This is a genomic window from Blautia sp. OF03-15BH, from assembly GCF_003463065.1.
GTDB lineage: Bacteria > Bacillota > Clostridia > Lachnospirales > Lachnospiraceae > Limivivens.
The window spans coordinates 276,558-286,754 of the sequence record NZ_QSCM01000004.1 but is presented as its reverse complement, the minus strand read 5'-3'; the positions used below and the strand labels follow the sequence as shown (position 1 = coordinate 286,754).

At 44.5% G+C, this 10,197-nt stretch carries 9 protein-coding genes; 8 read left to right on the top strand and 1 reads right to left on the bottom strand.

Features of this window, described 5'->3' with window-relative positions:
* Positions 1–325 precede the first annotated feature (325 nt).
* On the bottom strand, positions 326–946 hold the full coding sequence (locus DXA57_RS07000; RefSeq protein WP_117765963.1) for a Crp/Fnr family transcriptional regulator: 621 nt from the start codon (positions 944–946) through the stop codon (positions 326–328).
* A gap of 95 nt (positions 947–1,041) precedes the next feature.
* Here DXA57_RS07000 and DXA57_RS06995 point away from each other — a divergent pair, with 95 nt between their 5' ends.
* The 8 genes from DXA57_RS06995 to DXA57_RS06960 all read left to right on the top strand — a co-directional run bounded on the left by DXA57_RS06995 (position 1,042) and on the right by DXA57_RS06960 (position 10,104).
* On the top strand, positions 1,042–2,397 hold the full coding sequence (locus tag DXA57_RS06995) for an MATE family efflux transporter (protein WP_243005728.1): 1,356 nt from the start codon (positions 1,042–1,044) through the stop codon (positions 2,395–2,397).
* A 197-nt stretch (positions 2,398–2,594) separates the two neighbouring features.
* Positions 2,595–3,584, top strand: a complete 990-nt coding sequence (locus DXA57_RS06990) for a 2-hydroxyacid dehydrogenase (protein ID WP_117765961.1) — start codon at positions 2,595–2,597, stop codon at positions 3,582–3,584.
* Positions 3,585–3,780: 196 nt separating this feature from the next.
* Positions 3,781–4,749 carry a Gfo/Idh/MocA family protein gene (locus tag DXA57_RS06985; RefSeq protein WP_117766007.1) on the top strand — a complete coding sequence of 323 codons (969 nt, stop codon included), beginning with the start codon at positions 3,781–3,783 and terminating at the stop codon, positions 4,747–4,749.
* Position 4,750: 1 nt separating this feature from the next.
* A complete protein-coding gene (locus DXA57_RS06980; protein ID WP_117765959.1) occupies positions 4,751–5,461 on the top strand; it encodes an AzlC family ABC transporter permease in 711 nt (236 codons plus the stop codon).
* Complete coding sequence (locus tag DXA57_RS06975; RefSeq protein WP_117765957.1) at positions 5,454–5,765, top strand: AzlD domain-containing protein; 312 nt, start codon at positions 5,454–5,456, stop codon at positions 5,763–5,765. Before DXA57_RS06980 ends, DXA57_RS06975 begins: the two co-directional genes overlap by 8 nt.
* 175 nt (positions 5,766–5,940) lie before the next feature.
* A complete protein-coding gene (locus tag DXA57_RS06970) occupies positions 5,941–7,314 on the top strand; it encodes an MATE family efflux transporter (RefSeq protein ID WP_117765955.1) in 1,374 nt (457 codons plus the stop codon).
* A 96-nt stretch (positions 7,315–7,410) separates the two neighbouring features.
* Complete coding sequence (locus DXA57_RS06965) at positions 7,411–8,955, top strand: serine hydrolase (protein WP_117765953.1); 1,545 nt, start codon at positions 7,411–7,413, stop codon at positions 8,953–8,955.
* A 24-nt stretch (positions 8,956–8,979) separates the two neighbouring features.
* On the top strand, positions 8,980–10,104 hold the full coding sequence (locus DXA57_RS06960) for a YARHG domain-containing protein (protein WP_117765951.1): 1,125 nt from the start codon (positions 8,980–8,982) through the stop codon (positions 10,102–10,104).
* The last annotated feature ends 93 nt before the right edge of the window (positions 10,105–10,197 follow it).

The following is a 10,197-nucleotide window of genomic DNA, read 5'->3' as shown; positions in this document are numbered from 1 at the left end:
GGTGGAAGCACAGTAATGTGTGGAGCTGACTGATACTAATAGGTCGAAGGCTTAACCAAGCCAAAAGCATTTGACGACTGGCAAGTCGGAGACGAAGACAGAGTCTAGTGCGTTGGTTGTTCTGCAAACGCAGTGAGCAGAACTTCCAAAAAAAGGCAGTCTGGGTAGAAAGATTCGGATGGAAGAAATAAATTTCTGTGTGTGGTTTTGAAGGTATATGAGATGAGAACCAGGAGCAAATGCTTCTGGTTTTTTTATAGTAGGAAATTTTATTGGAATTGCGATGTTGCTTAAAGAACCCGTCATTAGATAGCAAAATGGCTTTTCACTTAAGCCGATATATTCCTTTTCCCTTTTTTTCTATGATTTGTCTTTCGGTTAATGACTTTAACAGTCTTTGCAACTGCCGCCTGCTGCATCGAAGTTGAATGACGGTCGCCTCAACTCCCTGAAATTGATGGTCAGGACAATCATATTTTAAGAAGTGAAGCAATTTTTCTTCAAGGTTTGAGAAAGATGCCTCTGATTCGGTAAACAACGCCATTTTATGCCCTACGGAGCGCAAAAGAAAACGCAGGAAAGTATTATCATTCAATAGTATATTTTTAAAATCGTATAGCGGTAATTCTATGCACATTACTTTTTTTGTGGCTTCCACAAGAAAGGGCAAAGATGTTTCTCCGCAAAATTCCATATCTCCTAATAAAGTAAAATCATTGAGAAGGCAAAGAGGATAGCGACTTCCATCTCCGCGTATAGAATAAATCTGAACGGCTCCAGATACAAGAAATTGGAGGTGATTGGAAAAATCGCGGTTATAATTCAAAATCTCACCACGTTCATATTGGTAAAGTCGGAACGTAAGATTTTTGGTATCAAAAATTTCATTTATGTGGTAGAGATTTATGTAGCGCCCTAATATTTTTTCGTCATGAACTTGTTCCATAAGTGCCCCCGCAGAAAATATTTATTTTATTGTGCCATATGTCACAACAAAAATCAAGCCGATCTGCTAAGCTTGTTAAGTAAGAAAGAGAGGTTATGATGTTGGAAAATGAATTATTTGAACAGGCACCAGTTCACAAGGCATATTTTAAATTTGCACTTCCGGTTGTATTTAGTATGGTAGTTTCACTGGTCTATAACATGGTCGATACTTATTTTATTGCGCAGACTGGTAATACAAATCTGGTAGCAGGTGTTTCTCTGGGAGCACCGATTTTTACTTTGATGATCGCTCTCGGTGATATTTTTGGCCTAGGTGGAAGCTCTGTTATTTCCCGGTTATTTGGACAGAAACGGGATGAAGACGGAAAAAGGCTCAGTGTATTTTGTTTCTATGCTGCCCTTCTCTGCGGGATTATAATAGCCATATTGCTGCTGCTGCTTCGGACTCCGATTTTGTACTTGCTAGGGGCCGATACAGAAACATTCGCTTATGCTTCACAGTATTTTACTGTTATTGTGCTTGGTGCTCCATTTATCATTGTGTCCTATACGCCAGCGAATCTTCTTCGGACAGAAGGATTTGCAACAGCCTCTATGACAGGAACCATATTAGGAGCGATTGTTAATATGATCCTTGATCCGCTTTTCATTTCTGTGTTGAAATTAGGGGCAGCTGGTGCAGCAATTGCAACAGTAATTGGTAATATAGGTGCGGATTTGTTTTTTGTGTGGTTTTTGCTGGCAAGGAGCAAACGATTGTCGATTAAACCGGCAAAGTTTCATATTCAATCAGACGAGATACGACAGGTTTTTGCAATCGGAATTCCTGCATCCATTACAAATCTCATGCAGAGTTTTGGAATGGCACTGACAAATCGATTTTTGCTTTCATACGGAAATGATAAAGTGGCAGCTATGGGAATTGTAATGAAAATCAATCTGATTGCTGTTTTGATTATGGTAGGCTTTGCCTTTGGAGCACAGCCACTCATCGGGTATAATTACGGAGCAAAGAACCATTCCAGATTGAAAGAGATTCTGCGTTTTTGCTATGTTTTTGAATGTGGTATTGCCCTTGTACTGGCGGTCCTTCTTTCTACTCTGGCGCCCGGATTGGTGGGACTGTTCATGCAGGATGCTTCTATTGTCGCGATTGGAGTTCCTATGCTCCGTATGCAGTTGCTTGGAATGGTATTCATAGCGATTATACTGGTGACGACCTGTACATTTCAGTCAGAGGGAAAAGCCGGTGGTGCATTTCTTTTATCGGTCAGCAGACAGGGAGTAGTATTTGCCGTTGTGATTATGCTTGCTTCAAGCGTATTTGGTTATAGGGGGGTCTTGATGGCACAGGCTATTTCTGATTTTCTTACTGCAATATTGGCGGTCTGTCTGTTTTATAAGCTTGTCCATAAAGAAGATCTTTTGACTTCAACATCATATAATTAGAGGAAAGAGGAAGAACAGTTTGTTTTGATGGAAGTGATTTTCGTCAAGGCAGACTGTTTTTTGCTGCCTGTATTCATGCGTGCAAATTTTGTGATGAGAAAATAGGTCAAGAATAGAGAAGTCTTGCCAGATATTTTATTTTCGTGTATAATTACTTCCGGTAAGCTCGAAACTAATCCTAAAGGAGGAGTTTTATTATGAAGATTTTATTTTTTGGCACAAAAAGTTATGACCGTGAGTTCTTTGATAAAGGACTCAAAGAAGAAAAATATAAGGATATAGATATCCATTATATTGAGCCGAACCTGACACCCGAGACTGCTGAACTTGCTCATGGATATGACGCCGTGTGTGCTTTTGTAAATATGGATCTTGGTAAGGAAACGGTGGATATTCTCCATGAAATGGGAGTAAAGCTGATTCTCATGCGCTGTGCAGGTTATAACAATGTGGACGTAGACGAGGCGAAAAAATGGGGTATAACAGTAATGCGTGTGCCCAGCTATTCACCGGAAGCAGTTGCTGAGCATGCCATGGCCCTGGCTCTGACAGCCAATCGCCATACACACAAAGCATATATCCGGGGGCGTGAAAATGACTTCAGCCTGAGTGGTCTGCTGGGAGTCAACCTTTTCCATAAAACGGCCGGCATTGTGGGAACCGGACGGATCGGTGCTGCTATGGCCCGGATCTGCCATGGTTTTGGAATGAAAGTATTGGCTACGGATGTTTATCATAACCCGTCTCTGGATTTTGCAGAGTATGTAGATTTTGATACGCTTCTTCATGAAGCCGACCTGATCTCTCTTCACTGCCCTATGACGGAAGAGAATCATCATATGATCAATCTGGACAGCATTGCAAAAATGAAAGACGGTGTGATTCTGGTTAACACATCACGAGGCGGTCTGATCAAGACAGACGATCTGATACAGGGAATCCGTGATGGAAAATTCTTTGCGGTAGGTTTGGACGTCTATGAAGAAGAGACAGGTTTTGTCTATGAAGATATGTCCGATCAGATCCTCGACCGTTCTACCATGGCAAGACTGCTTTCCTTCCCGAATGTCATGGTAACTTCTCATCAGGGCTTTTTCACAAAAGAGGCACTGGAGGCTATCAGCCATACGACACTGGAAAATGTGATCACTTTCACAGAAGGAAAAGAGAGTCCGAATACCTTATAAGCAGACGGTGTTAAAAAGATAGAAAACACCCCGGCGTATCCAGGGAAAAAGCAGGATATGCAGGGGTGTTTTTGAACGCAGAATAAAGCATTCCACCGCTTCAAGTATGCGGAGCGGCTGCATTCATGAGCAAATGGCGAAAGCGGATTACGAATGTCGCTTTACTAAAAAATCAAGGAGGATGATTATGGAAACGATGAAAATGGGAATTCTTGGATCTGGAGGTATTGCCCATACGATGGCCAATACAGTAAAAGAAATGAAAGATGTAGAGCTTTATGCGGTGGGATCCAGAACTTTGGAAAATGCGGAGAAATTTGCAGCTGAGTTCGGAATTTCAAAAGCTTATGGTTCTTATGAGGAACTGGCAGCCGACCCGGAAGTTGATCTGGTCTATGTAGCAACGCCTCATTCACATCATTATCCCCACGTAAAGCTTCTTCTGGAGCATGGAAAGCATGTGCTTTGTGAGAAGGCATTTACTGTAAATGCAAATCAGGCAAGAGAACTGTTTCAGATGGCAGAAGAAAAAAATCTGCTCCTGACAGAGGCTATTTGGACCCGCTATATCCCTATTCAGAAGACTTTGAATGAAGTAGTAAACAGTGGTGTGATTGGAAAAGTACATTCTCTGACGGCAAATCTCTGCTATCTTATCAGCGGTGTCGAGCGCTTGAAAAAACCGGAACTGGCAGGTGGTGCTCTTCTTGATGTAGGTGTTTATCCGCTGAATTTCGCCTGTATGATCGATCAGACACCGGTGGTAAAAATCTCCTCTGATGCGACAATGAATGAATATGGTGTAGACAGCTCCAACAGTATCACACTCACATTTGAGGATGGGGCAACTGCGATCCTTCACAGCTCTATGCTGGTGCTTTCCGACCGGAGAGGAATGATCTATGGTGACCGGGGATACATAGAAGTGGAAAATATCAATAATTGTCAGGGCTTCAAAGTATATGATACCAATTATCAGTTGGTAAAAGAATACCCGGTTCCGCCTCAGATCAGTGGCTATGAGTATGAAGTGGAAGCATGTAAAAAGGCCATTGAAGAAGGCAGGAGTGAATGTCCTGAGATGCCGCATAAAGAGAGTATCCGTATGATGGAGATCATGGATACCATCCGAAAGGAGTGGGGATTGAAATATCCCATGGAATGATATGGAAAGTGAGAATTTTCGGCAGGGACTGAAACATGGACTGCCTATCTGTCTTGGTTATTTTCCGGTATCGTTTGCTTATGGAATGTCAGTGGTGCTGTCAGGGATGCCGGCCTGGGCAGCCGTTCTGATCTCACTTACCAATCTGACCAGTGCCGGTCAGTTTGCAGGTTCCAGTCTGATGCTGGCCGGAGGCGGCTATCTGGAGATCGCACTGACTACCGTTATCATTAATATCCGGTATTTTTTGATGTCTCTTGCACTGTCTCAGAAGGTGGATGAAAAAATGACCGGAGTTCAGCGTCTTCTGGTTTCCTTTGGAATCACGGACGAGATATTTGCTGTTTCCATGCAAAACGAAAGAAAACTGACAGCTTCCTATCTTGCAGGGCTGATTCTGACACCTATGATCGGCTGGACCGGAGGTACTCTGGCGGGTGGCATTCTTACATCTTTTCTTCCAACGATCGTTACCAATGCACTCAGTATTGCACTGTACGGGATGTTTATTGCTGTTATCATACCACCGTCCAGGAAAAAGAAGTCTGTGCTTTTTACCGTGCTTTTTGCAGTACTTTTAAGCTGCTGTTTTCATTATTTTCCGGTGTTTTCCGTCCTTTCCGGTGGCTGGGGAATCATTGTGATCACTCTTGTGGTAAGTGCAGTGGCAGCGGTGCTGTTCCCGATAGAAGTGGAGGAAGTTCATGAGTAATCGTTATATCCTTACCAGTATTCTTGTGATGGCTGTAGTGACCTACCTCATCCGGGTACTTCCTATGGCAATTTTCCGAAAAAAGATCCAAAACCGTTTCATTCAGTCTTTTTTAAGCTACGTGCCGTATTCTGTACTGGCAGCTATGACTTTTCCGGCAATCTTTTCTGCCACAGGAACCACGCTGAGTGCCTGTGCAGGAACGGTGGCGGCAGTGGGACTGGCATATTTTGACCAAGGGCTTTTAAAAGTGGCTGTAGGTGCTTCCGCAGTAGTTTTCCTGGTACAGCTTTTGGGATTGTGATATCCGATAGAAAAACTTCTGGAAAACCAGAAGTTTTTTTGTTGAAATTGAGAATTGCATAAAGGCTCTTTTTTTTATATAATCTGCGGTGAATTGCTAAAGTGGAGAACAAAGAAAGCTCCCACGGATGCTTTAGAAGGAAGATTAAAAACAGCTAGGTGAAAGGAATGAAAAAATGGCAGCAGAGAAAGACATGACTGTGGGAGATCCGCAGAAGATAATTTTGAATTTCACAATTCCGGTTTTTATTGGAAATGTCTTCCAACAGGTCTATTCCATGGCAGACACCGTTATTGTAGGAAAATTTGTGGGAACAAAGGCGCTGGCGGCGGTGGGAGCCACCGGAACGATCAACTTCCTGATTTTAGGCTTTCTTCTGGGATTGACAGCTGGTTTTACTGTGCTGACAGCGCAGAAATTCGGAGCCGGAGACATGGAGAGTATGCGGAAAACCGTGGGAAATGCGGCAATTCTGTCCTTTATCGTAGCAGTAGCCATGACGCTGGTCAGTATGCTTGGCATGCGTTGGCTTTTGACTTTTATGAACACGCCGGAGGATATTTTTGACGATGCCCATACTTATATTATGATCATTTGCGGCGGTATCTTCACACAGGTACTTTACAATCTTCTGTCCAGTATTTTAAGAGCGCTTGGAAACAGTAAGACCCCTCTTTACTTTCTGCTTCTGTCGGCAGGACTCAACATTGTACTGGATCTGGTGCTGATCATTTATTTCCATATGGGAGTAGCAGGAGCTGCTTATGCGACTGTGATTTCTCAGGGAGTTTCCGGTTTTCTCTGTCTGATTTTTATCATTAAAAAGGTTCCAGTTCTTCATATGGAAAAAGGAGAGTTTCGTCTGGAGAAGAATCTTTCCATTCAGCAGCTGAAGGTCGGTTTTCCGATGGCGCTTCAGTATTCCATCACAGCCATTGGTACGATGATGGTACAGTCTGCCCTGAATATGCTCGGTTCGATCGCGGTGGCGGCTTTTACGGCAGCAAACAAGATCGAAAATCTTCTGACCCAGGCCTATGTGGCACAGGGTGTGACGATGGCAACCTATTGTGCCCAGAATATGGGAGCCGGTCGGCCGGACCGCATCCGGAAAGGGTTTCGGGCAGCAGATATACAAGGCTTTCTGTACGGGATCGCAGCAGGCATTTTCTTCCTTTTTGCCGGGAAATATCTGACCTATCTTTTCCTTTCTGAAAATGTGGAAGAGGTCATTGGAAATGTAGAGATCTATCTCCGCTGTATTGGTATCTTTATGATTCCGCTGGCGATCGTCAATATTTACCGGAACGGTATTCAGGGGATGGGGTATGGCCTGCTTCCCATGATGGCAGGTGTGGCAGAACTGTTCGGGCGAGGACTTACAGCTCTGGTAGCGGCTCATTATCGCAGTTATTTTGGCACCTGTATGGCAAGTCCGATGGCGTGGATCCTGGCTTCTGCCCTGCTCCTTGTGATGTACCATTTTATTATGAAAGATCTGGACAGCCGCTTTAAAAGTAATGTAGAACGGGCGAAAAAGAGATTGTGAAGCAGAAGAAAGTACGTTATAATAAAGCCATGAGAAAGGATATCATGGCTTTTTTTCGTGGGCCGGATATCCGAGGGAACGGAAGGGGAACGGTTTATGAGAAAGTGGGTAACGGCGGCAGTTTGTTTTTTAATGATTTTTCTTCTGCCTGGCCGGGTGGAAGGAGCGGGAAAACGAAAGATCGCCATTGATCCGGGACATCAGGGAAGCTGGGTTGACATGAGTGCGCAGGAAGCAGCGGCGCCCGGTTCTTCGGAGACGAAGGCAAAGGCAACAACGGGAACGGAGGGACGCTATTCCGGAGTTCCGGAATATGACCTGAATCTCCGCATTGCTTTGGCACTGAAGAGCGAACTTAGCGTAAGAGGCTACGAGGTAGTCATGACAAGAGAGGATAATGATACGGCCATCAGCAATCAGGAACGTGCCAAAATGGCCAATGCATCCGGAGCGGAGGCCTGTGTACGAATCCATGCGAATGGCAGTGATGACAATTCGGTGTCCGGGGCACTGGCAATGGCTCCCTCAGAAGAAAACCCATATGTGGGGAAACTTTCTGCAGAGAGTGTCCGGCTTTCTCAGTGCGTGCTGGATTCCTATTGTGAGCAGACCGGTCTTACAAATGATGGTGTGATCTATGCGGATGATATGACAGGCATCAATTTCAGTGAGATTCCGGTAACCATTCTGGAAATGGGTTACATGAGCAATGAAGGCGACGACCTTTATATGACCTCTGAAGAAAATGAAACGGCTATGGTCCAGGGGATTGCGGATGGTATTGATCTTTATTTCAGTGAAACTCTGAGAAGCACATCGAAAACAACAGAGGACACGGCAGACAGAATGGATTTTTCCTCTCTGGAAGAGGAACTGGAGATGCTCTGGCTGAATGATCTGACAGCTTCCGGTGAACACTGGGCTGTGGAGGCTATGGATTTAAACACCGCTTCCTGTATGGAGATCAATTCCGGAGACTCCATGCAGTCAGCCAGTGTCATCAAGCTTTTTATCATGGGAGCCGTCTATGAACGGGCTGTTTACGCGGCAGAATGCGGCAAAGAGCTGATCCCCATGCAGGAGACTTATGATGGAGAATTAAAAGATCTTCTGACAGCCATGATCACGGTAAGTGATAATACGGCAGCCAATGAGCTGGTAAGCCGGCTGGGGCAGGGAGATTTTGATACCGGCGCAGCCGTAGTCAATGAATTCTGTAAGGATCATGGATATGCGGCAACTCATCTGGGACGGCGTTTTCTGGCTGAGAATCCTTCCGATGATAATTATACTTCTGTTGCAGACTGTACTTCTTTTCTTTCCGGCCTTTATAACGGAACACTTCTGAATGTGGAGGCTTCCGGAAAAATGCTGGAGCTGCTGGAAGGACAGACCGTAAAGGGAAAGATTCCCGCAGGTCTTCCAAACGGTGTGGAAACCGCCAATAAGACCGGAGAAATGCCGTCGGGTTACGGTCTTGGAAGTATTGAAAATGATGTAGCCATCGTTATGAATGGAAGATACCCTTATATTCTCTGCGTGCTTTCCAATGACATCGCAGATAACGGAAGCGCTCAGAGTGTGATCCGGGGAATTTCGGAGAGAACCTACCTGTTCTTTTCCGATGTGGTCCGGTCATAAAATCCATGGAAAGGAGGATTTTATATGAAAAAAGACAGGAAAAAGATGTGGCGACGTGTCCTCGAGTTTATCATAGCCGTACTTCTCGGCATGATTTTGCATGGTCTTGTCAGAAACCTGGTAGCGGAGGCCGATGCAAAGGCTTATGAGTTTATCGTCCCCGATGTGGATATCGAGTATCTGAGTTCAGCGGATATTCAGGATATGCCTCTGCAGGTGGTCTGCTATGCGAAAAACGAAATCTATGCCCGTCATGGACGGATGTTCCAGTCCCAGGAGCTGACCAATTACTTTGAAGAGCAGCTCTGGTATTACGGCTGCATCAGTCCCTCTGAATTTTCTTCTTCTGTTCTCAACGTCTACGAGACGGCCAATATCAAACTCCTTTCTGACCGGGAGAGCGCTCTTAGAAGCGGCGGTTATGTGCTGGATCAGCCGGGTTATGATTTTTCAGCGGTTTATCAGTATATTTACGGTAACATTTCCTATGAGGTGCAGAACGATTACTATGTATTTCCGGACAGTGATGCCAGGTATCTTTCCAATGCGGATATCCAGGGCATGAGTGCCCAGGAATTATGTTATGGGAAAAACGAGATTTATGCCCGTCATGGCCGGACTTTCCGTTCCTTGGAACTGACAGACTATTTTGCCACCAAATCCTGGTATTATGGAAGTGTAGCTCCGTCCGATTTCAATTCAGCTGTGTTTAATACCTATGAAAACAATAACATTAAGTTTCTGACGGATGCGGAAAATGCCCTGACCAATGGAAACGGCTATGTTCTGGATCAGCCTGGTTATAATATTTATGCGGTAGGGATTTCTGACTACTATTATGATGATGACCGGCTGGAGAATGATTTTATTTTCTATGACAGTGACACACGTTATCTGACAGACGCGGAAGTAAAAGGTCTGTCTCTGCAGGTGGTCTGCTATGCGAAAAATGAGATTTATGCCAGAAGAGGCCGGATCTTTGATTCCCAGGAGCTGAACGATTACTTCTACTCCAAACCCTGGTATTATGGAAGGATCCTCCCGGAGGACTTTTCCTCCGATGTGTTCAACAAATACGAGCTGGCTAATATCACTTTGCTGGATGGATACGAACGAGCACTGGCGCCAAATGGATATCAGCTATATTGATAAGATGAAGAAGCCTGTTGTCAGGAAAAACCTGGCAGCAGGTTTTTTCTATGTGATTCTCCATGAAAATCACATAAAGATGTGATAGACTGG